This is a genomic window from Streptomyces sp. 7R007, from assembly GCF_054850255.1.
In genome coordinates this window covers 146,403-167,048 of the sequence record NZ_JBTWMV010000005.1, presented here as the reverse complement: position 1 = coordinate 167,048, position 20,646 = coordinate 146,403, and the positions used below count along the sequence as shown (strand labels likewise).

The 20,646-nt window shown below is 73.3% G+C and carries 24 protein-coding genes; 5 read left to right on the top strand and 19 right to left on the bottom strand.

Features of this window, described 5'->3' with window-relative positions:
• Position 1: 1 nt before the first annotated feature.
• The 13 genes from ACYF6T_RS09085 to ACYF6T_RS09025 form a co-directional block, all read right to left on the bottom strand.
• Positions 2 to 286, bottom strand: a complete 285-nt coding sequence (locus ACYF6T_RS09085) for a gas vesicle protein K (protein ID WP_461694970.1) — start codon at positions 284 to 286, stop codon at positions 2 to 4.
• Entirely contained in the window at positions 283 to 471 is a 189-nt protein-coding gene (locus tag ACYF6T_RS09080) for a gas vesicle protein (RefSeq protein ID WP_461694968.1), read from the bottom strand. The genes ACYF6T_RS09085 and ACYF6T_RS09080 overlap by 4 nt, the downstream gene beginning before the upstream one ends.
• Entirely contained in the window at positions 468 to 1,256 is a 789-nt protein-coding gene (locus tag ACYF6T_RS09075) for a GvpL/GvpF family gas vesicle protein (RefSeq protein ID WP_461694966.1), read from the bottom strand. The genes ACYF6T_RS09080 and ACYF6T_RS09075 overlap by 4 nt, the downstream gene beginning before the upstream one ends.
• On the bottom strand, positions 1,253 to 1,591 hold the full coding sequence (locus tag ACYF6T_RS09070) for a gas vesicle protein (RefSeq protein ID WP_461694964.1): 339 nt from the start codon (positions 1,589 to 1,591) through the stop codon (positions 1,253 to 1,255). The genes ACYF6T_RS09075 and ACYF6T_RS09070 overlap by 4 nt, the downstream gene beginning before the upstream one ends.
• The gene (locus ACYF6T_RS09065; protein ID WP_461694963.1) at positions 1,588 to 2,709 is read right to left on the bottom strand and encodes an SRPBCC family protein; all 1,122 of its coding nucleotides are present in this window, start codon (positions 2,707 to 2,709) and stop codon (positions 1,588 to 1,590) included. Before ACYF6T_RS09065 ends, ACYF6T_RS09070 begins: the two co-directional genes overlap by 4 nt.
• The gene (locus ACYF6T_RS09060) at positions 2,706 to 3,407 is read right to left on the bottom strand and encodes a DNA primase (protein WP_461694961.1); all 702 of its coding nucleotides are present in this window, start codon (positions 3,405 to 3,407) and stop codon (positions 2,706 to 2,708) included. Before ACYF6T_RS09060 ends, ACYF6T_RS09065 begins: the two co-directional genes overlap by 4 nt.
• Positions 3,404 to 3,667 (bottom strand): gas vesicle protein GvpG, encoded by a 264-nt coding sequence (locus ACYF6T_RS09055; protein WP_461694959.1) that lies wholly within the window; start codon positions 3,665 to 3,667, stop codon positions 3,404 to 3,406. Before ACYF6T_RS09055 ends, ACYF6T_RS09060 begins: the two co-directional genes overlap by 4 nt.
• 3 nt (positions 3,668 to 3,670) lie before the next feature.
• Positions 3,671 to 4,441, bottom strand: coding sequence for a GvpL/GvpF family gas vesicle protein (locus ACYF6T_RS09050; RefSeq protein ID WP_461694957.1), 771 nt, complete (start codon positions 4,439 to 4,441; stop codon positions 3,671 to 3,673).
• On the bottom strand, positions 4,438 to 4,869 hold the full coding sequence (locus ACYF6T_RS09045) for a gas vesicle structural protein GvpA (protein ID WP_461694955.1): 432 nt from the start codon (positions 4,867 to 4,869) through the stop codon (positions 4,438 to 4,440). The genes ACYF6T_RS09050 and ACYF6T_RS09045 overlap by 4 nt, the downstream gene beginning before the upstream one ends.
• Before the next feature lie 55 nt (positions 4,870 to 4,924).
• Positions 4,925 to 5,293, bottom strand: a complete 369-nt coding sequence (locus ACYF6T_RS09040) for a gas vesicle protein GvpO (RefSeq protein WP_461694953.1) — start codon at positions 5,291 to 5,293, stop codon at positions 4,925 to 4,927.
• Positions 5,294 to 5,363: 70 nt separating this feature from the next.
• Positions 5,364 to 6,290 carry a non-homologous end-joining DNA ligase gene (gene ligD / locus ACYF6T_RS09035; RefSeq protein WP_461694951.1) on the bottom strand — a complete coding sequence of 309 codons (927 nt, stop codon included), beginning with the start codon at positions 6,288 to 6,290 and terminating at the stop codon, positions 5,364 to 5,366.
• Positions 6,287 to 8,134 carry a transketolase gene (locus tag ACYF6T_RS09030; RefSeq protein WP_461694950.1) on the bottom strand — a complete coding sequence of 616 codons (1,848 nt, stop codon included), beginning with the start codon at positions 8,132 to 8,134 and terminating at the stop codon, positions 6,287 to 6,289. The genes ligD and ACYF6T_RS09030 overlap by 4 nt, the downstream gene beginning before the upstream one ends.
• Entirely contained in the window at positions 8,131 to 9,816 is a 1,686-nt protein-coding gene (locus ACYF6T_RS09025; RefSeq protein ID WP_461694948.1) for an NAD(P)/FAD-dependent oxidoreductase, read from the bottom strand. Before ACYF6T_RS09025 ends, ACYF6T_RS09030 begins: the two co-directional genes overlap by 4 nt.
• Positions 9,817 to 9,961: 145 nt before the next feature.
• On the opposite strand from ACYF6T_RS09025, the gene ACYF6T_RS09020 reads away from it, so the two are divergent.
• Complete coding sequence (locus ACYF6T_RS09020; RefSeq protein WP_461694947.1) at positions 9,962 to 10,921, top strand: LLM class F420-dependent oxidoreductase; 960 nt, start codon at positions 9,962 to 9,964, stop codon at positions 10,919 to 10,921.
• Between the two features lie 11 nt (positions 10,922 to 10,932).
• Positions 10,933 to 12,024, top strand: a complete 1,092-nt coding sequence (locus ACYF6T_RS09015; protein ID WP_461694945.1) for an enolase C-terminal domain-like protein — start codon at positions 10,933 to 10,935, stop codon at positions 12,022 to 12,024.
• Between the two features lie 62 nt (positions 12,025 to 12,086).
• Here the strand turns inward: ACYF6T_RS09015 and ACYF6T_RS09010 are convergent, their stop codons facing one another.
• The gene (locus ACYF6T_RS09010) at positions 12,087 to 13,100 is read right to left on the bottom strand and encodes an SDR family oxidoreductase (RefSeq protein ID WP_461695182.1); all 1,014 of its coding nucleotides are present in this window, start codon (positions 13,098 to 13,100) and stop codon (positions 12,087 to 12,089) included.
• Between the two features lie 30 nt (positions 13,101 to 13,130).
• Entirely contained in the window at positions 13,131 to 13,673 is a 543-nt protein-coding gene (locus ACYF6T_RS09005) for a phage holin family protein (RefSeq protein ID WP_461694944.1), read from the bottom strand.
• Positions 13,674 to 13,801: 128 nt separating this feature from the next.
• Here ACYF6T_RS09005 and ACYF6T_RS09000 point away from each other — a divergent pair, with 128 nt between their 5' ends.
• Both ACYF6T_RS09000 and ACYF6T_RS08995 read left to right on the top strand, forming a co-directional pair.
• Positions 13,802 to 14,350: a hemerythrin domain-containing protein gene (locus ACYF6T_RS09000; RefSeq protein WP_461694942.1), complete on the top strand. Its 549-nt coding sequence runs from the start codon at positions 13,802 to 13,804 to the stop codon at positions 14,348 to 14,350.
• A gap of 79 nt (positions 14,351 to 14,429) precedes the next feature.
• Entirely contained in the window at positions 14,430 to 14,783 is a 354-nt protein-coding gene (locus ACYF6T_RS08995) for a VOC family protein (protein ID WP_461694941.1), read from the top strand.
• 18 nt (positions 14,784 to 14,801) lie between these two features.
• On the opposite strand, the gene ACYF6T_RS08990 is transcribed toward ACYF6T_RS08995, so the two are convergent.
• Positions 14,802 to 16,727 (bottom strand): DUF5107 domain-containing protein, encoded by a 1,926-nt coding sequence (locus tag ACYF6T_RS08990; RefSeq protein WP_461694939.1) that lies wholly within the window; start codon positions 16,725 to 16,727, stop codon positions 14,802 to 14,804.
• Between the two features lie 151 nt (positions 16,728 to 16,878).
• Here ACYF6T_RS08990 and ACYF6T_RS08985 point away from each other — a divergent pair, with 151 nt between their 5' ends.
• Complete coding sequence (locus tag ACYF6T_RS08985) at positions 16,879 to 17,226, top strand: DUF6204 family protein (RefSeq protein ID WP_461694937.1); 348 nt, start codon at positions 16,879 to 16,881, stop codon at positions 17,224 to 17,226.
• On the opposite strand, the gene ACYF6T_RS08980 is transcribed toward ACYF6T_RS08985, so the two are convergent.
• From ACYF6T_RS08980 to ACYF6T_RS08970, 3 genes are read right to left on the bottom strand one after another with little or no spacing between them, the layout of a single operon-like run.
• On the bottom strand, positions 17,198 to 17,752 hold the full coding sequence (locus ACYF6T_RS08980) for a GNAT family N-acetyltransferase (protein WP_461694936.1): 555 nt from the start codon (positions 17,750 to 17,752) through the stop codon (positions 17,198 to 17,200). The two genes, ACYF6T_RS08985 and ACYF6T_RS08980, sit on opposite strands and share 29 nt — an antisense overlap.
• An 18-nt stretch (positions 17,753 to 17,770) precedes the next feature.
• A complete protein-coding gene (locus ACYF6T_RS08975) occupies positions 17,771 to 18,694 on the bottom strand; it encodes a S66 peptidase family protein (RefSeq protein WP_461694935.1) in 924 nt (307 codons plus the stop codon).
• Positions 18,691 to 20,643, bottom strand: coding sequence for a prolyl oligopeptidase family serine peptidase (locus ACYF6T_RS08970; protein ID WP_461694934.1), 1,953 nt, complete (start codon positions 20,641 to 20,643; stop codon positions 18,691 to 18,693). The genes ACYF6T_RS08975 and ACYF6T_RS08970 overlap by 4 nt, the downstream gene beginning before the upstream one ends.
• Positions 20,644 to 20,646: the final 3 nt, after the last annotated feature.

Below are 20,646 nucleotides of genomic sequence, written 5' to 3'. Positions count from 1 at the left end.
GTCAGTCACGAGGAAGCAGCGGTCCCAGCGGCCCGAGGTCCAGATTCAGGTCCTCGGGCCGCAGTCCGTACCGCTCGCGCAGTTCGGTCATGCGGTCCTCCAGGAGCATGAGGGTGAGCCCGATGCGCTCCTCCTGCTCCTCGGTGAGCTCCCCGGTGTCGAAGCGGCGCACCGCCTGCCGCTCCATCAGCTGACGCAGCAGCTCCACGACGGTCAGCACCAGCTTGACGAGGTCGCGCTCGACGGTGTCGGGTTCCAGGTCCAGCCGTCCTCGGCGGGCGGTCATGTCAACTCCCCAAACGGTGACGGCACCTGCTCGTTCACCGAGCTGATCAGAGCGTTCAGGTCGATGCGGACGAGGTCCACGTCCGCGATGCGCAGGGTGATGTCCCCCGTGATGACGACGCCGCCGGCCAGCAGCCGGTCGAGCAGGTCCACGAGGGCGATCTCACGGCGTTCGACGACGGTCACGATTCCTCTCCCGCAGGTCCCGAAGCCTCTTCGCCCGCAAAGGAATAGGCCGCCCACGGCCCGGTGAGTTCCACTCGAATTCCGGGGCCGTCCGCCTTTGTTTCGTCCTTGGTCCGGTCCACCAGTTCCACGAATTCCTCGGAATCGTCGCGCGACACCAGGTAAGCGGCATTGAGAACATTGCGTCCGGAGACTCCGGACAGCGCCGGATTCTGCGGGGCGTGCAGCCGGGAGTCCTCGGCGAACGAGGAGAGCGCGGTGTGCAGCCGGTCGGCGAACCGCTCGGTCTGCTGCCACATCTCCTCGTGCGAGTGCATCCGCATCCGCCGCTGGCGCAGGTAGTCCCGGCCCGAGGCCGGCTTCGCCGGCGCGCCGGTCTCCTCCGGCTGCGGCTCGGCGTACACCTTGACGCCCCACTCCACCCGGCCCGCCAGCCGCTCCAGGGTGCGCCGGAAGTCCTCCTCGCGTGCCTCCATCATCACGCGTACGCCGCTGTCGTCCCGGAAGACGGTGCCCAGGCGCAGCGGCAGCGGCGTGGTGACGACGGTGAGCGCGTCGATCACGCCCTGGTGGGCCCTGGCCACCGCCGTGAGCCAGTCCAGGTCCTCCAGATGCCTGCGGAGCGGTTCCTCGGAGAAGTCCCGCTCCGGCACGTGGCTGACCACGGCGACCAGGCCGCGGTGGGCGAGGAGTCTGGGCGGGTCGCCCGCCACTCCGGTCAGCTGGGCCTGCAGGGGCGTGCCGAAGGGGCGGCAGACGGCGTAGACGTACCGCAACCCGGTCATGATCCCTCCTCCTTCTCGCGGGCGGGCTCGTGGCCGGGCTCCAGCTGGCCGAGCCGCTCGCGCAGCTCGGCGTTCTCTCTTGCGAGTTCGTCGCGGCGGGCGCGCGAGGAGAGCGCGGGGTCGGTCTCCCACCAGTCGATACCCATCTCGCGCGCCTTGTCGACCGAGGCGACGATGAGCCGCAGCTTGATGGTCAGCAGCTCGATGTCGAGCAGGTTGATCCGGATGTCACCGGCGATGACCACACCCTTGTCGAGCACGCGTTCCAGGATGTCGGCGAGGTTGGCGCTGCCGTTGGAGCCGTAGGGCTCGGGCATCCGGCTGGACATCGTCATCGACGGCTCCCGCCCTCGGCGTACTCGTACTCGGGCTCCTCTTCCTCCTCGTACTCACCCTCGTCCTCGTACTCGCCCTCGGGCTCCTCCTCGGGCTCCTCTTCCGCCTCGGGCTCCTCGTCCTCGTCCTCGCCCCTGGCCTCCTCGTCCTCGTCGGCCTCTTCCGCCTCGTCCTCGCCTTCGTACTCGTCCTCGCCCTCGTACTCCTCGTCCTCGCCCTGCCGCTCCTGCTCCTCCTGCTCCTCGGCGACGGCGTCCTCGTGGCTGCGGACGACCTCACCGTCGCGGATCTCGCCGCGCCAGCCGTCCTCCGCCTCGCCCTTGAGGGTGATGTAGCGGACGTAGTTCTTCAGGTCGAGCCGGGCGCGGCGGCCCTGGGCGCGCCAGATGTTGCCGGTCTTCTCGAACAGGCCCTTGGGGTAGTACTCGATGACCAGCAGCACGCGGGTGAGGTTGTCGCCGAGCTCGTGGAAGGAGACGACGCCCTTCGTGGTGCCCTTGGCGCCCTCGGACGTCCAGTGGATGCGGTCGTCCGGCACCTGCTCGATCGTGTGCGCCTTCCAGCTGCGGTTGGACCAGAAGACCTTCAGCTGCCAGTCGGAGTCGGTGTCGTCGGCGCGGCTCGCGCTCTTGACGCCCTTGGCGAAGGTGGAGAACTCCTGGTACTGCGTCCACTGGTCGTAGGCGGTGCGCAGCGGCACGCCCACGTCGACGGACTCGATGATGACGGTGGGCTTGCTGCCCGCGCCGCGCTTGCGGCCGCCCCCCTTGCCCCCCAGGTTCTTCAGGGCGCCCATGACGTTCTCCTTGGCGCGGGAGGCGCCGAGTTCCAGGGCGCTGCGCAGCGGCCCCTTGCCCTCGGCTATCTTGCGTCCGCCTTCGAGGGCGAGCTTGGCGAAGCCGGGGCTGTTGCCCTCGGCGATGTCGTTCAGCTTGACCGTGGTCTCGCCGAGCTTGCGGCCCATGCCGGTCAGCACGCGCAGGGCCTGCGCGGCGAGGTACTCCTGCACCTCGGCCTTGAGCCGGTCGGCGGCCTCGCTGTGGGTGACGTCGGTCAGCGGGTTCTGCTTGGCGGCCCCACGAGCCGCTCCGGTGGCCGACCCGAGTGTCTCGGTCATCGCTCACCGCCTCCTCGCGGCAGCCGGGCCCGGGCACCGCCGGCGGCCCGCTTGGCGGCGGCCGTCTTCTTCCCGGCGGTCTTCTTGGCCGTGCTCGCCGCGGTCTTCTTGGCCGGGGCCTTCTTCGCCGGGGCCTTCTTCGCCGCGGCCTTCTTCGCCGGCGCCTTCTTGGCGGGGGCCTTCTTCGCCGCCTTCTTGGCGGTCCCCTCGGCCGCGGCCGGCTCGGAACCGGACTCCTCCTCGTCCTCGTCCCCGCCGTCGGCCTCATCGGAGCCGGCGGGCTCCTCGTCCTCGCGGGCGCCCGCGGGCTCCTCGTCGCGCTCCTCCTCCGGCTCCTCGTCCTCGTCCTCGTCGAGGCCGAGGTCCGGCGCCTTGTCGGTCACGCCCGAGAGCTGGTCGCGGACCTGGGCGGTCCGTCCGTGCAGACGGTCGGCGAGAGCGTCGATCTGCCGTTCCACCATGGCGCCCGAGGCCGCCTTGCCGACCCCGCGCAGGTCCTCGCGCAGCTGGTCCCCGATCTCCTTGAACTGCGGGTTCTTCAGCAGCTGCTGGGACACCAGGTCGGCGACCGCCCGCGGGCTCAGATTCATCCGCTTGCCGGCCACGAGCGTGCCGACCGCGAACGCCATTTTCAGTTTCTTGGTACGTCCGAGGACGTACCCGGCCCCTACCGCGAGGCCGAGTCCCACTCGGTTCATCGTGTCGTCCCGTCCCCTGGGGCCGCGCCACCGCGCAGACCTGTCTCCAGTCGGTCGAGAAGCTCGTCCTCCCGGCGGTCGAACTCCTCCTCGTCGATCTCACCCGCCTCCAACTGCTCTTCCAGTTGCGCCAGTTCGGCCCTGACGGTGGCGGGGTCGTAGTAGATCCGCTCCGCCTCGTCCAGCACCTGTCCGATCACCCAGGCACTGCCGCGCACCGGGGCGAACGGCAGCAGGACGACCTCCTTGAGCAGTCCCACGGCTCACCCCTCGGTGCTCTCCGCGCCCGCCGTGCTGCCGGCCGGCTCGGCCGGACCGGGTTCGACGAAGCTGTAGGGCGGCAGCGGGCCGTTGACCCGCAGATCCAGGTGCGGATGGCTCTTGCGCAGCTGCTCCACCGCGCCCAGGAACGTCTCCGCCGAGTCGCGCGCCACCAGGAAGGAGACGTTCGCCAGCCAGCCGGTGGACTCGGGGCCCACGCTGACGTCGGCCGCGGCCTCCTCCAGCGCGCGGCGCACCTCGGCCGCGTCCTCGGCCTCGCGGGCCTTCACGGCGGACACGACCATCTCGCCGAGCCTGAGCCGCTCCTCGTAACTGCCGCCGCCCGCCTGTCGGTTGGCCTCGGTCAGGGAGCGGATCTCCGGGTTCTCGGACATCACCCGGTGCAGCACGGCCTCCTCGTCGTGCACGGCCTTGACGTTGTACTCGACCTTGCCGTCGAGGGCCTGCAGACGTTCCTTGTAGTGGTCGGCGCGCTCGGCGAGCACACCGGTGACCGTCTCGTCGTCGGGGGCGATGCTGCCGAACCGCATGGGCAGCACCGCTCCGGCCGCACCGGCCTCGGCGAGCACGTTCTGGTGGGCGAGCAGGTCCCTGCGCTTGGGGCGCAGCCCCTCGGGGGCGTCGCTGACGACGGCCGCGAGGTCGCCTTCCTTGAGGACGCGCACCGGCATGGGCGGCTCGCCCACGCCGCCCATGTCCTTGGGCAGGGCGGGATGGGAACTCGCGGTGATGCCGTACACGTACGTGCTCACTCCTGCTCCTCCTTCCTGCGCGCCGACGTGCTCTTGCGGGCCCTGGGCCGGGACTCGGACTCGCCCGAACCCTCCTCACGGGCCTGCTTGAAGGCGTCGGAGATGGTCTGGGCGGCACCCGACAGGGCGCCCTTGGACTTGCCGCGCGCGCCGGACTCGGTGATCTCGCCGACCATGTCGGGCAGGCCCGGGCTCTTGTGCGGCCCGGCCTCCAGGTCGAGCCGGTTGCACGCTTCGGCGAAGCGCAGATAGGTGTCGACGCTGGCCACCACGACCCGCACGTCGATCTTCAGGATCTCGATGCCTACCAACGACACCCGGACGAACGCGTCGATGACCAGCCCCCTGTCGAGGACGAGCTCCAGAACGTCGTAGAGACCGCTGGTGCCGCCTCCGCCGCCGGTCTGCTGTGCCGGGACAACGGTCATGCCGACCGTGCCTCCTTCGCTGTGGTGGGTTAAACGGTTGCTTCGGAAGGGCGGCCTAGCGACCGCCCGGCCTGTGTGAGTCGGCCCGCCCGCGTTCGTAGCGGCGAACGCGCCGGTAGCCGGTGAGCTGCCCCTGCGGGTCGAGATCGACCTGGTAGCTCGCCATCAGGCTCATCGTGTCGGGCACCCGGGACAGCTCCAGGACCTCGATCTCCAGCGACCAGCCGTCCTCGGTCTGCTCGAAGGAGGAGACGCTCTCGGCGGCCATGCCCGTCAGCTCCGCGAGCTGGGTGCGCGCGTGCCGCAGCACCTCCATCGGGCCCGGCCGGCTCTCCTGCGTGCCGTTCTCTTCCGTGCCGTTTTCTTCCTTCTCGGGGGAATTCCGTGAATTCTGCGATTCTGATGTGTTTTTTGTGTTCGTCATGGCCACCTCTCACTCCGTGTGGCCGCGTAGGCGTCGAACAAACCTTGGAGCGGGGCCGCAGGTACGTGCATCACCCACGCAACGCGTCGAGCCTGCGCCGGGCCGGTCCGAGGGCACGCGCCCGGCTCATGGCTCCGGCCCAGGGGTCGGTGCGGGCCTGCTCGACGGCGTCGGCGATGGTCCAGCGCCGGGCGCTCAGGGCGGGGTCGTCCAGCTGCTCCCAGGCGATCGGCGTGGCGACCGGCGCGCCGGGGCGGGCCCGCACGGTGTAGGGGGCGACCGCGGTCTGGGCGTAGGCGTTGCGCCCGACGTCGAGGTAGAGCCGTTCGCCGCGGTCCTTCTTGCGGGCGGCGGTGGTGAGCCGGTCGGGGTGGGCGGCGGCGAGGGTCTCGGCGACGTCCCGGGCGAACGCCCGCACCTCGTCGACGTCGTGCCGGCCGTCCAGCGGGACGACCACGTGCAGGCCGCGCGAGCCGGTGGTCATCAGCGCGGAGGGCAGCCCGAGCTCGTCGAGCAGCTCCCCCAGCTGCGCGGCCGCCTCGCGGACCGCGGCGAAGTCGTCGCCGGCCGGGTCGAGGTCGAAGACCATGCGGTCGGGGTGGTCGAGGCGGCCCACCCTGGACAGCCAGCGGTGCACGGTGAGCGCGGCCTGGTCGGCGAGGAGGACGAGGGTGGCCACGTCGTCGCACACGGTGTGGCAGACGGTGCCGCCCTCCTTGGCCACCTCGACGCGGGTGACCCACTCCGGGTAGGTGTCCGGGGTGTTCTTCTGCATGAAACGGGGGCCGCCGAGGCCGTCGGGGTGCCGCTCCAGCATCAGGGGCCGCCCGCGCAGGTGCGGCAGCATGAACGCGGCGACGGAGCGGTAGTAGTCGACGAGGTCGCCCTTGGTGTACTCCTTGGCGGCGCCGTCGCCCGGGAAGAGCACCTTGTCCGGTCGGTGGACGTCGACCGTACGGCGCCCGGCCCGCACCCTGCGCACCTCGTCGCCGCTCACGGCACGACCGCCTGTTCCACCAGCAGCCGCCCGGCGGCGGCGATCGACTCGGCGTCGATGCCGGCGGCGTGCAACTGCTCGTCCGGGGAGGCCGAGCCCGGCATGCCGCGCACGGCGAGCCGCACCAGCCGCGGCACGGGCCGCCCGTCGAGGAAGGCGTCCAGGACGGCGTCCCCGAGGCCGCCCTCCTCGTGGTGGTCCTCCACGGTCAGCAGGCAGCCGGTCTCCTCGGCGGCCCGGCGCAGGGTGAGCCGGTCGACGGGCTTGACCGAGTACAGGTCGACGACCCGTACCTGGATGCCCTCGCGGTCCAGCGCGTCGGCGGCGGCCAGCGCCTCGTGCACGGTGACGCCCGCGGCGACGATCGTCAGCCGGTCGGTGCCGGAGGAGCGCAGCACCTTGCTGCCGCCGATCGGGAACTCCTCGTCGGGGCCGTAGATCACCGGGCTCTCACCGCGCGAGGTGCGCAGGTAGCGGACGCCCTCGCAGCCGGCCATGGCGGCCACCAGCTTCGCGGTCTGGTTGGCGTCGCAGGGGTACAGCACGGTCGAGCCGTGCACCGCCCGCATCATCGCGAGGTCCTCCAGGCCCATCTGGGAGGGCCCGTCCTGCCCGATCGCCACGCCCGCGTGCGAGCCGACGAGGTTGATGCCGGCCCCGCTGATCGAGGCCATGCGCACGAAGTCGTACGCCCGCGTCAGGAAGGCGGCGAACGTGGAGGCGTACGGCACCCAGCCGCGCGTGGCGAGCCCGACCGCGGCGGCGACCATCTGCTGCTCGGCGATGTAGCACTCGAAGTAGCGCTCGGGGTGCTCCTTGGCGAAGAACTCCGCCCGCGTGGAGTCGCTCACCTCGCCGTCCAGGGCGACGACGTCCCCGCGTGCGGTGCCGAGCGCCGCCAGCGCCTGCCCGTAGGCGTTGCGCGTGGCCGCCTCGTCGCCCTTCTCCCAGCGGGGCAGGTCGAGGTTCCCGGTGCGCACGGAGTGCAGCATGCGGGCGGCCGGCGGCTCGTGCGGCCGCACCCTGACGTCCCGCTCCCCGCCGAGCTCGGCGATCGCCTCGTCGGCGTCCGGCAGCGGCTTGCCGTGCAGTCCCTCGCGGTCCTGGACCGCCTCGACTCCCTTGCCCTTGAGGGTGCGGGCCAGGATGACGGTGGGCTGGCCGGTGGTCGAGACGGCTTCGCCGTAGGCGCGGTCGATCGCGTCCACGTCGTGTCCGTCGATCTCGACGGTGTGCCAGCCGAACGCCTGGAAGCGGCGGGCGTAGGCGTCCAGGTCGTGTCCGTGCCGGGTCGGTCCGCGCTGGCCGAGCCGGTTGACGTCGACGATCGCGGTGAGGTTGTCGAGGTGCTCGTACGCGGCGTGCTCGGCGGCCTCCCAGACCGAGCCCTCGGCCAGCTCGCTGTCCCCGCACAGCACCCACACGCGGTAGCCGGTGCGGTCCAGCCGCTTGCCGGACAGCGCGATGCCGACGCCGACGGGCAGGCCCTGGCCGAGCGAGCCGGTGGCCGTCTCCACCCACGGCAGCCGGCGCGGGGTCGGATGCCCTTCGAGGCGGCTGCCGAGCTTGCGGAAGCTGAGCAGCTCGGCGTCGTCGACGGCGCCGGCCGCCTTGTAGGCCGAGTACAGCAGCGGGGAGGCGTGCCCCTTCGACAGCACGAAGCGGTCGTTGCCGGGGTGGGCGGGGCGGTCGAAGTCGTAGCGGAAGTGGTGCGCCAGGAGGACGGCGATCAGGTCCGCGGCGGACATCGAGGAGGTCGGATGCCCGGACCCCGCGGCGGCCGCCGCCCGCACGCTGTCCACCCTCAACTGCTGCCCGAGCTCGACGAGTTCGGCGGTGTTCATGAGTCTCCTTCCGCGGTGGTGTCGGAACGGTGAACGGGACCGGGGGCTTCGGTACGGTCCCCGGCGGGGCGGTTCCCGGCGGGGTCGGAGGCGGGCTGGTTCCTCGCCGGCTCACCGCCTGGTTGCTCCTTGGCCGGTTCGGGGCCCGGCTGGTTCCTGGCCGGCTCGGGGCCCGGCTGGTCCCTGGCCGGCTCGGGGCCCGGCTGGGTCTTCGCCGGCTCGGGGCCCGGCTGGGTCTTCGCCGGCTCGGGGCCCGGCTGGTTCTTCGCCGGCTCGGCAGCGTCCTGGCCCTTCGCGGCCTCGGGGTCCGGTTCCGTGTCCTCGGCCGTCGCCGCGCCGGGCCCCGTGGCGGCCTTGGTGCGGGACTCCTCCGCCGGCCGGCCCGGCACCCGCGCCAGCTCCGGCGAAGCCGTGTCCAGCGGCACCGACCACGACCGTACGAGCCCCAACTGCACGGCCTGGCGCGGCAGTACGGCATCGAGCACCCAGTCGGCGGCGACCCGCACCCGGTTGCCGGGCATCGCGGCGAGGTGGTAGCCGCGGGTGACCGCACCGGCGAGGGGGCCGGACAGCGGCACGCCGAGCGGATTGGCGGCGGCCTGCACCCCGCCGAGGTCCACGACGAACCCCAGGTCACGGTGACGGTAGGGCCGCCGGTCGCCGAACCCGAGGGAGGCGGCCACGTTGCGGGCGGCGACCTTGCCCTGCCGCCAGGCGTGCTGGGCCGTCATCGGCGTGTAGCTGCCGGGCTTGTCCAGGTCGGGCACGGCGGCCGCGTCCCCGCAGGCGAACAGCTCGGCGCGGCCCGGCACTTGGAGGTGCGGGTCGACGAGCAGCCGGCCGCGTTCCATCGGCAGCCCGAGGGAGTCGGCGAGCGGATCGGGCCGTACGCCCACGCACCACACCAGCGAGCGGGTGGCGACGAACTCCCCGTCCGTCAGCAGCACTCCGTCCCGCGTGGCCTCCTTCACGGAGGTGCCCATGCGCACGTCGACACCCCGCTCGCGCAGCACGCGGTCGGCGGTGCGCGAGAGCCGCTCGTCGAGTTCGGGCAGCACGCGTGGGGCGATGTCGAGCAGCAGCCAGCGCGGTTTCATGCCCTTGCGCAGCGAATGCCTGCGCACCTGGGCGTCGGTGAACAGCTTTCCCTGCGCGGCGACTTCGGTACCGGTGTAGCCCGCGCCGACCACCACGAACGTGCAGCGCGCGGCGCAGGTCCCGGGGTCGTCCGCGGTCGCCGCGAGCTCCATCTGCCGGGTCACGTGGTCGCGCAGGTACAGGGCCTCGGGCAGCCCGCGAAAGCCGTGCGCGTGCTCGGCGACGCCCGGGATGGGCAGCAGCTTGTTGACGCTGCCGGCGGCGAGCACGAGCCGGTCGTAGGCCAGGGTGCCGCTGTCGCCCTCCGGTCCCGTGTAGCGCACGGTACGGGCGTCCAGGTCGATCGCGTCGGCCTCGCCCAGCACCAGCCGGACGTGCGGCAGGGTGCCGGAGAGGGAGACGGTGACCCGGCGTGGCTCCAGTATCCCGGCCGCGACCTGGGGCAGCAGGGGCAGGTACAGGAAGTAGTCGGTCGGATTGAGCAGGGTGATGTCGGCCCTGTGCCGCACCAGCCGGGACAGGGTGCGGGCCGTCTGGTACCCGGCGAAGCCGGCACCGACGATCACGATGCGGGGTCGAGCCACGGTCGCCTCCGGCGCTGTCGCGTACGTCGTACGGAGCCTTCCGCGTCCCCCTGGTCAGGGCCGCCAAACGTGCGCCGGTTTCCGCTCCGGCCGCCGGGTACCCGGGCCTGGACACCAACCGCCGACGTCGCGGAGGCAACCCCCCATGCCCGAGTACGGCTACTTCCTCTCCTGCGAGCAGTACGGCCCCGCGGAGCTGATCGAACAGGCGCGGATGGCCGAGCAGGCCGGGTTCCAGGCGCTGTGGATCTCCGACCACTACCACCCGTGGAACGACGAGCAGGGCCAGAGTCCGTTCGTGTGGTCGGTGATCGGCGCCCTGTCGGAGGCGGTGTCGCTGCCCATCGAGACGGCGGTGACCTGCCCGACGGTGCGGATGCACCCGGCGGTGGTGGCGCAGGCCGCGGCGACCAGCGCGGTGATGACCGACGGCCGCTTCCGGCTGGGTGTCGGCTCCGGCGAGGCGCTCAACGAGCACATCCTCGGCGACCACTGGCCGCCCGCGCACGTGCGCCTGGAGATGCTGGAGGAGGCCATCCAGGTGATGCGCCGGCTGTTCACCGGCGAGGAGGTCAACCACCACGGCCCGCACTACACGGTCGAGAACGCCCGCCTGTACACCGTGCCCGACGAGCCCGTGCCGATCGACATCTCCGGTTTCGGCCCGGCCGCCACGCAGCTGGCTTCCCGGGTCGGCGACGGCTACATCACCATCCAGCCGGACGCGTCGATGGTGGAGCAGTACCGCAAGGGCGGCGGTGGCGGAAAGCTGGTCAGCGGCGGCACCAAGGTCTGCTACGACCTCGACAAGGAGGCGGCGGTGCGGACCGTGCACCGGCTGTGGGCCAACGAGCAGCTTCCGGGCGAGCTGGCCCAGGTGCTGCCCTCGCCGAAGCACTTCGAGCAGGCGCAGCAGCTGGTGACCGAGGACATGGTGCGCGAGAGCCGGGTCTGCGGCGACGACGTCGACGAGCACGTGGCCGAGCTCCGGCAGTTCGCCGACGCGGGCTTCGACCGGGTCTACGTCAACCAGATCGGCCCCGACCTGCGCGGCTTCTTCGACTTCTACCGGACGAAGGTGCTGCCGCAGCTGCAGCATGCCTGAGGGGTGCGCCGATGAAACTCCACCGCCCTGTCGTGTCCGTGTACACCGTGCCGACCGACGCCCCCGAGGCGGACGGCACGCTGGCCTGGGACTCCACGACGGTCGTGGTCGCCGAGGTGACGACGGGCGACGCGACCGGCACGGGGTGGACGTACGGACCGGCGGCGGTCGGCGACTTCCTGCGCGCCGAGCTCGCCCCGCTCGTGGAGGGCCGCAGCGCCCTCGACATCCCCGCCGCGCACGACGCGATGTGCCGCGCGGTCCGCAACGCGGGCCGTCCGGGCATCGCCGCGTGCGCGATCTCGGCCCTGGACATCGCGCTGTGGGACCTCAAGGCCCGGCTGCTGGAACTGCCCCTCGCCCGGCTGCTCGGCGTGTGCCGCGAACGCGTCCCCGTCTACGGCAGCGGCGGCTTCACCACGTACCACGACACCCATCTGGCCGCCCAGCTCGGCGGCTGGGTGCACGGGCAGCACATCCCGCGCGTGAAGATCAAGATCGGGGAGAGCTGGGGCCGGGAGGTGAGCCGCGACCTGGCCCGGGTCCGCGCCGCCCGCCAGGTCGTCGGCGCCGAGGCCGAGTTGTACGTCGACGCGAACGGTGCGTACACCCGCAAGCAGGCGGTCCGGGTCGGTCACGCGCTCGCCGAGCACGGGGTGGGCTGGTTCGAGGAGCCGGTCTCCTCGGACGACCTGACCGGTCTGCGCCTGGTCCGCGACGCGCTGGTCTGCGACGTCACGGCCGGCGAGTACGGCTACGACCTGCCGTACTTCGCCCGGATGCTCGCGGCCGGCGCGGTCGACTGCCTCCAGATCGACGCGACGCGCTGCGGCGGCATCACGGAGTTCCTGCGCGCCGCCGCCCTGGCCCAGGCGCACGGCGTGGAGGTCTCCACCCACTGCGCCCCGCACGCGCACGCCGCGGCCGCCGCCTCGCTGCCCAACATCCGCCACATGGAGTGGTTCCACGACCACGTCCGCATCGAGGACATGTTCTTCGACGGGGCCCTGGACCCGGCGGGCGGCACGGTGCGGCCGGTGTGCGGGGTCGGCCACGGGCTGACGCTGCGCGCACAGGACGTGGAGGACTACCGGGTGGGCTGAGCCGGGTGGGCGTCTCATCACCGACCCGGTCCGCCCCTGGGCCTGGGCCCCTCCCCGCTCGCTCAGGTCCGCCTGCGGCGCAGCCCCGCGGTGACCGCGGCGCCGAGCCCGGCGGCGACCAGGCCCGCGCCCATCCGGGTGCGGTTGCGGGAGATCCAGTCCTGCGGGCTGTCGGAGACCGCCTCGTCGTCGAAGCGGCCGTGGGCGCCGAAGTCCCGTCCGTGCGGGCCGTCCACCGGTGCCCAGAGGTTGGCGAGTTCGCTGCGCTCCCCCTCGTCCTGCTGGGAGTCGAAGGCGGTCCGCGCCAGGTACCGGTCCAGCAGTCCCGGCGCCACCGCGTTGGCGATCAGTGTGGCCGCCGTGGAGCCGCCCACCCAGTACTCGCGCCGGCGGGCGTGCGAGGCCGCGTGGACGATCGCCCGGGCCGCCACCTCCGGCTGGTACACCGGCGCCACCGGGCGGGCCGGGCCGGACATCCGGTTCAACACCCAGTCGAACTGCGGGGTGTTGACGCCGGGCAGCTGCACCATCGTGGTGCGCACCTTGCTGCCGGAGTGCAGCAGCTCGCACCGCAGTGACTCGTTGAAGCCCTGGATGGCGTGCTTGGCCCCGCAGTACGCCGACTGCAACGGGATGCCGCGGTAGGCGAGCGCCGAGCCGACCTGCACGATCGTGCCCCGGTCACGCGGCAGCATGTGCCTGAGGGCGGCCCGGGTGCCGAAGACGAAGCCCAGGTACGTCACCTCGGTGACCCGGCGGAACTCGTCCGGCGAGATCTCGGTGAACGGCGCGAAGACGCCGGTGAAGGCGTTGTTGACCCACACGTCGATCTGCCCGAACGTGTCGGCGACCTTCTGCGCCGCGTCCTCGACCGCCTTCGCGTCGGCCATGTCCACGGGCACGACGAGCGCCTCACCCCCGGCCCGCTGCACCTCGTCGGCCGCCGCGGCCAGGCCCTCGCGTCCCCGGGCCAGCAGGGCGACCCGGTCGCCCCGCGCGGCGAAGGCCACGGCCGTGGCCCGCCCCACGCCGCCGCTGGCCCCCGTCACGACGACGGCCTTGCGGCCCTGCGACAGCGGTACGCCCCAACGCCTGCGCACCACGCATCACGCCCGGTGGTGCGGCTGCTCGGGGTCGATGTCGTCCGGGCGCGGCGCCGGTGCCTCCGTCCCGGGTGCCGTGGTCCCGGTGACGGGCGCGCCCGCCGCTCCGGCCGCGCCGCCCGGTGCGACCGGCGGCATCGGCGGGTACGGCGTGCCGAGGCCGGTCGGGGGCGTGGCGGGCGCCCGGCCGCCGACGACCCGGTCGCCCTGCGCGGCGGCGAGCTCCGCCTCGCGCTCCGGCGTCGGCCGGGACGCGGCGGGGTGGGCGGCGCCGCGCAGCACGTAGGCGGCGGCCCCGAGGATCGCCGCGGTGATCAGGGCGGCGGCCCAGTCGGGCAGCCCGAGGGCGAGAGCCAGGCCCACGGCCAGCGCGAGGGCCGCGCCCGCGTAGAGCGCGGCGGCGCCGGAGGCCGCGTACAGCATCGCCGTACGCCGCTGCTTTCGCGTCTGCTCGCGCAGCTCCTCGCGTATGGTCTCGCGCGCGACCTGCGCCAGTTCGTCGACCAGGTGCTTGTCGAGATGCTCCAGGTGATCCAAGCCTTCCATGGCCTTCGGGTACCCGCACGCACGTGCGCATAACGCCGTGCCGTCACGGCCGGAAACGGTCCGTGAGCCCGTCCGCGCCCGGGTACCCGGGCGGTCCGCAACCCCCTACTCCGAGGGAAGACAAGAGGATGACGCAACGCACCGACGTGGTGGAGCTGCTCATCGCGCAGCACACGCGGATCAGGGAACTGTTCGACGAGGTGGCGAACACCAGGGGCGAGGACCGCAAGCGGCACTTCCACGACCTCGTCCACCTCCTCGCGGTGCACGAGACCGCCGAGGAAGAGGTCGTCCATCCCTTCGCCCGCAGCCACATCGAGGACGGCGAGTCCGTCGTCCGGGAGCGGATCGAGGAGGAGGAGAAGGCCAAGCGCGCGCTGGCCCGGCTGGACGACATGGATCCGGACTCGCCGCGCTTCCTCCAGGAGTTCGCGGCCCTGCGCCAGGACGTGCTCGCGCACGCCGACAGCGAGGAGCGCCACGAGTTCGCGCGCTTCGACCGGATCGCCGACCGCGGCAAGCTGGAGGCCCTGGCCCGCGCGGTGCAGGCGGCCGAGGCGCTCGCGCCGACCCGCCCGCACCCGGGGACCGACACCGCCGTGAAGAACCTGGCGGTGGGACCGGTGGCGGCCGTCGTCGACCGCACGCGTGACGTCGTACGCAAGGCCATGGGCTGACCTGCGCCTCCCGGCGGCCGGGCGCGGTGATCTTGTGAAACGATCTCCTCGCCCGGCCGCCGCAACTAGGCTCGTCCCCATGGACATTCTGGGAGCCACGCTGCGCGTCTGCGTCGACGACCTGGAGACCGCGGTCCCCTTCTACGAACGGCTCGCGGGCGGCAGAGCCCTGCGCTTCGAACGCGGTGGCGTCCAGGTGGCCGCGGTCGGCTGTTTCCTGCTGATGAGCGGGCCGGAGGCGGAGCTGGAGGTGCTGCGCAAGGTGGCCGCCACCATCGCCGTCAAGGACGTCGACGAGGCCCACCGGGTGCTCAGCGAACTCGGGGCCCGCATCATCGCGGGCCCGGTGCCGACGCCGGTGGGCCGCAACCTGATCGCGATGCATCCGGACGGGGCCGTCTACGAGTACGTGGACCGCAAGCCGGCGCTCTGACCGCGCCGGCCGCCCCGGTCAGTCGGCGGGGCGCATGCGGAAGTCGTGGTGCGGCGGCAGCGGTTCGTCGGCGACGCGCTCCCACAGCCGGCCGATGGCCTCGGCGCCCTCGCGCAGATCGGCGACCTCGAACCCGGCGCGGAAGACGTCCCGCGCCTCCTCCGGCCGCCCCTCCGCGAGCAGCAACTCCGCCTCGATGAGCCGGAACCGCCCCCGCGCCCGGATCCCGGCGTGCAGCCGGTCCCACACCGCGCGCGCCTGGGCCGTCCGCCCGGCGGCGAGCAGCGCCTCGATGGCCTCGCGGCCGAGCGCGGCCGTGGCCGCCGTCCACGAGGCGCCGTTGTCGCGCCGCTCGGCGCACAGGTCGTCGAAGGCCTCGGCGTACCGGTCGGCGGCCCGCTCGTGGTTGCCGCTCTCCCGGTCGGCGACGGCGAGGCAGCGCAGCAACGGCCACAGGGAGGGCGCCAGTTGCAGGGCGCGTTCCCAGCTGCGCACCGCCTGCGCCCGGTCGCCGGCGTGCCACTGGGCGACGCCGAGGTGGTACTCGGTCAGCGGCGTGGCGGGCGCCGTCTCCAGCATGTCCCGCCAGTGCGGGGCGACCAGGGTCGGGCCGGGCGGCCGGACCCGGCGCGGTTCGGGGAGGGAGCCGGCGCGCAGCAGGTGCAGCCAGGGCTCCTGCTCCTCGCCGAGGGTGGACTCCTCGAACGGTGTGCCCGGCAGCTTCCAGCCGGCGCGCAGCACTTCGAGGGCGCCCCAGCCGGAGCCGGTGGCGAGGACCTCGCCGGGTTCGGTGTCGGCGTGCGGCTGCCAGGCGGCGTACGCGGCGTCGACGTCGGCGCGCGGCAGGGCGGTTTCGAGCCGCGCCTCCGCCTCGTCGGCGTCTCCGGGTGCGCTCAGCGGGCCGTACGCCTCCAGCCACGACACCTCGCTCTCCGCCTCCAGCCGTACGTGCTCCAGCTGGGTGCGGGCGAGCCCGGCCTGGATCTCGCAGTAGCCGCCCGTGCCGGGTTCGGTGAGCCACTGCTGCCAGCGGCGCCCGCCGGGCCCCCGGCCCCAGACGAAGAGCTTGCGGCCGCGCAGCGGGTCGGTGGAGGTCTGCACCAGCCCGTGCCCGTCCGCGTCGAGGGCGGCGATCCACCGGCGCCGGTCGTCGGGCAGGTCGTAGAAGTAGTCGGCGGCGTGCGGGAGGTGCCGGATCTCGGGGTGCGAGGGCGCGGGCACCTTGCGCAGCCGTCGCCCGTAGTCGAACGTCCAGGCCCCCTCGGCCGGGACGAGGACGCGCCGCTCCTCGGGCACGGCGGTGTTGGACCACCAGTACGTCGGCACCGGCCTCTCGTGCGGGTTGCGGACGCGGACGCCGACGTACAGGAAGTCCGAACCCTCCGGCAGCCACAGGTCCACCTGGAAGGGCAGGTCACGCAGGCGTTCCCACTCCCACAGGCGCAGCATCTCGCCGCCGTCGGGGGCGGTGACGCGGGCCGCGTGCAGCGGGGCGCAGGGGAGGGTGGTGTGGCCGGTGGCGCCGATGTTCCACTCGATGCCGCCGGAGAACCAGGCGCCGTTGAGGGCGAAGTTCGCGGGCTGGAACACCGGGTTGCGGTAGAGCAGTTCACGTCCGGTCGGCTTGTGCAGGAGGGAGGCGACGCGGCCGCCGAGGCCGGGCAGGACGGTGGCCTTCAGCCGCTCGTTCTCGATCACGAGCGTGTCGATCGGGCGGGGCTCGCGCACGCGCCCGTATCCGTCGCGCACCCGCGTGGGCAGCACGCTCGTGAGCGGCCCGTACCCGATCTGCCGGGCCATGTCGCGGGGCAGGTCCTCCTTGTCCCGGCCGTCGATGCCGTGCGCCTCGTGCGGCAGCCGCAGCGGGGGGAGCGGGTTGTCCGGTCCCAACTCCGCTGCCGGCAGCGTCAGTACCTCACGTCGGATCGTCGTCACGATCACCATGGAAGCCGCTCGCCGGTGCGCTGACCAGGGGAGCCACCGGTCAGGATTACGCAAAGGCGGGGGTCGGGCACCCCGCGGAAAACCGCGTGTGCGATCCGTCGTCCCCGACGTACAGTCGGGCGTTCGACGTCGTGGACACGGGAGTGCGGGGATGAGCGAGCAGCACACGTACCGGGTGATCGTCCGGGGCACGTGGGAGGGGCTGACCGACGAGGCCCGGGAGCGGCTGCTCGCCGAGGCCGCCGACCACGGCATGACGAGCATGCGGTTCACCGAGGAGGGCTCGCTGTCGTACGAGCCGCGGCCGCTGAAGCACTTCTCGCTGCGGTACGTGGTGGTGTCGGACGCGGCGGACGGCGAGGAGATGGCGGCGGCGATCGCCGAGGACCGCGCCGAGACCGCGCTGCGCGGCCTGGGCTACGGCTTCGGCGCCCTGCGGTCGACCGTCACGGACCTCGACACGATGAAGATCAACGTGAAGCCCGCATCTCGGCGGTGACCGCCCAGCGTTCGTGGTCACGCCAGGCCCCGTCGATGTAGATCATGTCGGGCGAGAAGCCCTCCAGGCGGAACCCGCAGGAGCGGGCGAGGGCGATCGAGGCGGCGTTGCCTGGCTGGACGTTGATCTCCAGCCGGTGCAGCCGCATCGGCCCGAAGGCGTACCCGACGACGAGGTCCAGCCCCTCGCGCATCAGCCCGCGCCCGGCGGCGTGCGCGAAGGCGCCGTAGCCGAGCGCGCCGCACTGGAAGCCGCCCTGGACGATGTTGTTGATGTTGATGAACCCGGCGATGGCGCCGTCCTGCTCGCGCTCGCAGACGAGGAACCCGGCCTTGGTCGGGTCCTCGATCAGCCGGCCCGCGTAGGCGGCGTACGCGGCGGCGGTGTCCGGCGGGAACAGCCACGGGTGGTGCAGGTCCTTGCTCTCCCGGGCGCGGGCGGTGAACTCGGCGCCGTCCTCGTAGGTGAAGTGGCGTATGCCCACGCGGGGGCCTTCGGCGAGGTAGGGGGACGCGGTGTGCGGCATCCCGCCACCCTACGACGTTCAGCGCAGGGCCGGCTCGTCGAGTGCCAACACGCCCTTGTCGCCGTCGAGTTCGGCGCTCATGCCGAGGGGGATGGTCAGGGCGCCGGTGCCGTGCCCGAAGCCGCACTCCTCCAGAACGGGCACGCCGAGGCCGCCGAGCCGGTCGGCGAGCACGGCGCGTACGGCGTCGTAGGGTCCGCAGTCGGCCCACGAGCCGAGCGCGACGCCGGCCACGCCGTCGAGCCAGCCGGTGCGCAGCAGCTGGGTCAGCATCCGGTCGATGCGGTACGGCCGCTCGCCCACGTCCTCCAGCAGGAGCAGCCCGCCGCGGGCACCCGGGTGGGCGTGCGGGGTGCCGAGGTCGGCGGCGAGCAGGCTCAGGCAGCCGCCGAGGGTGACGCCCCTGGCGCGGCCGGGGACGAGGGCGGGGGCGCCGGTGGTCAGGCAGCGCACGGTCTGCGGGGCGAAGAGGGTGGCCCGAACGTGTTCCTGCGTCCGCGCGTTCTTGAGGAAGTCGACGCCCGCGACACCCGGCCCGTGCAGGGTGACCAGGCCGAGCCGGGTGGCGAACGCCTGGTGCAGCGCCGTGACGTCGCTGAAGCCGACGAACACCTTCGGCCCGGCGGCCCGCATCGCCTCCCAGTCGAGCAGGTCGACCATGCGCTGCGCGCCGTAGCCGCCGCGGGCACACCACACGGCGTCCACCGCCGGGTCGCACCAGGCGGCCTGCAGGTCGGCGGCCCGGTCGGCGTCCGTGCCCGCGAGGTGACGCAACTCGGCGTGCCGGTCCAGGACATGGGGTGCGGCCACCACGTCGAGGTCCCAGCCGCGCAGCACGTCGAGCCCGGCCTGCAGCCGCTCCTCGGGCACCGGTCCGCTGGGGGCGACGACGGCCACCCGGGCGCCGGGGGCCAGGCGCCCCGGGCGCAGCAGCTGTCTCACTTGGTCAGCTCCAGGGTGGGCACGCCGCGCGGGTTGAGGCCGAGGACCTGGGCGTAGAGGGAGAGTTCGGACTCCAGGGCACGGATGGTGGTCTCCGCCCGGCGGAAGCCGTGTCCCTCGCCCTCGAAGGCGATGTAGGCGTGCGGCACGCGTCTGCCCTCCATCCGCTCCAGGAACCGCTCGCACTGGGCGGGCGGGCAGATCACGTCGTCCAGGCCCTGCAGCAGCAGGAAGGGCGCGGTGATGCGGTCGGCCTGCTCGGTGGGCGAGCGTTCCGCGTACCGGCCGGGCACCTCGGCGAACGGGCCGACCAGGCTCTCCAGGTACCGCGACTCGAAGTCGTGCGTCTCCCCCGAGGCCCAGCCGGCCAGGTCGAGGACGGGGTAGATGATCGTGCCGCAGGCGTAGACGTCGGTCGCGGCCAGCGAGGCGGCCGCGGTCCAGCCGCCCGCGCTGCCGCCGCGGATGGCGAGCCGGTCCCGGTCGGCGGTGCCCTCGTCGGCGAGGGCGAGGGCGACGGCCGCGCAGTCCTCGACGTCGACGACGCCCCACTGCTCGCGCAGCCGGTCGCGGTAGGCGCGGCCGTAGCCGGTGGAGCCGCCGTAGTTGACCTCGGCGACGCCGATGCCACGGGAGGTGAAGTAGGCGATCTCCAGGTCGAGGACGAGCGGCGCCCGCCCGGTGGGGCCGCCGTGCGCCCAGACCACGTACGGGGGCAGTTCGTCGCCGGGGGCGAGGCAACCGGGGTTGTGGGGCGGGTAGATGTGGGCGTGGACCTCGCGTCCGGCCGGTCCGGTGAAGGTGCGGATCTGCGGCTCGGGGTAGTAGGCGGGGTCGACGGTGTCGTCGTGCTCGGCGCCGATCACGCGGGCGCGCCCGGTGCTCGTGTCGAGTTCGACGACCTCGTGGGCGCTGCGCGGACTGGCGCCGACGGCGAGGACGCGCTCGCCGTGCACCGCGAGGGTGGCCGAGAACTCGGTCCAGGGGCCGGCCGCGTCGACGACCTCGCCGGTCTCCGGGTCGAGGATGCCGAGCGCGGTGGCGCCGCGGCCGTGCACGACGGCGACCAGGCCGTTGTCGAGCGGGGCGAACCAGCGGTGGCCGAGCTTCCACAGCGGGCCGGCGAACTCCTCCTCGCGCGGGCACAGCGGGACACCGTCGCGGTACAGGTTCCACCATCCGGTGCGGTCGCTCGCGTAGAGCAGGGAGCCGTCGGCCGCCCAGTCGACCTGGGCGATGGCCTCCCGCGGTCCGCCGGCCACCGTGCGGGCCCCGGTGAAGGTGCCGTCGTCGGTCACCCCGGCGACGACCAGTTCGGTGCCGTCCCACGGCATGCGCGGATGGTCCCAGGCGAGCCAGGCCGCGCTGCGCCCGTCGGGCGAGAGACGGGGACCGGTGACGAACCGGTGCCGGTCGTCGGTGAGTTCGCGGACGGCGTCGCGGTCCTGGGCGGCCGAGCCGTCGAGGGGGACGGCGGCCAGGACGCGGCGCACGTCGGTGGGTCCGTCGCCGGTGAACTCCTCCAGCACGCACCACACTTCACCGCGCTCGACGCGCATCTGCGGCTCGGCCCAGCGCAGTCCGCCGCCCACCGGGGACAGCGGCGTGAGCGGCTGCGGCTCGCCGCCGGGCCGGCAGCGGTACAGGCGCTGGTCGGCGAAGTGCGCGAAGACCACGAGGGGTTCGCCGTCCACCACGGTCCCCGCCCAGGGCCGGCCGCCGTACTCGATGACCCGGCTGCGGACGTTCCACGGCGCGGCCAGGACCTGCTCCTCGCGGCCGTCGGCGCGCCGACGCACCAGGGTGCGCCGGCCGCCCTCGGCGGGTCTGGGCTCGGTCCACCACGCCTCGTCCCCGACGAAGTCGACGTACTCGGGCTGCCCGTCGCGCGCGGCGGCGAGCGCCGCGTCGATGGGCGAGGGCCACGAACCGTACGGCAGCGTCTGCACGTT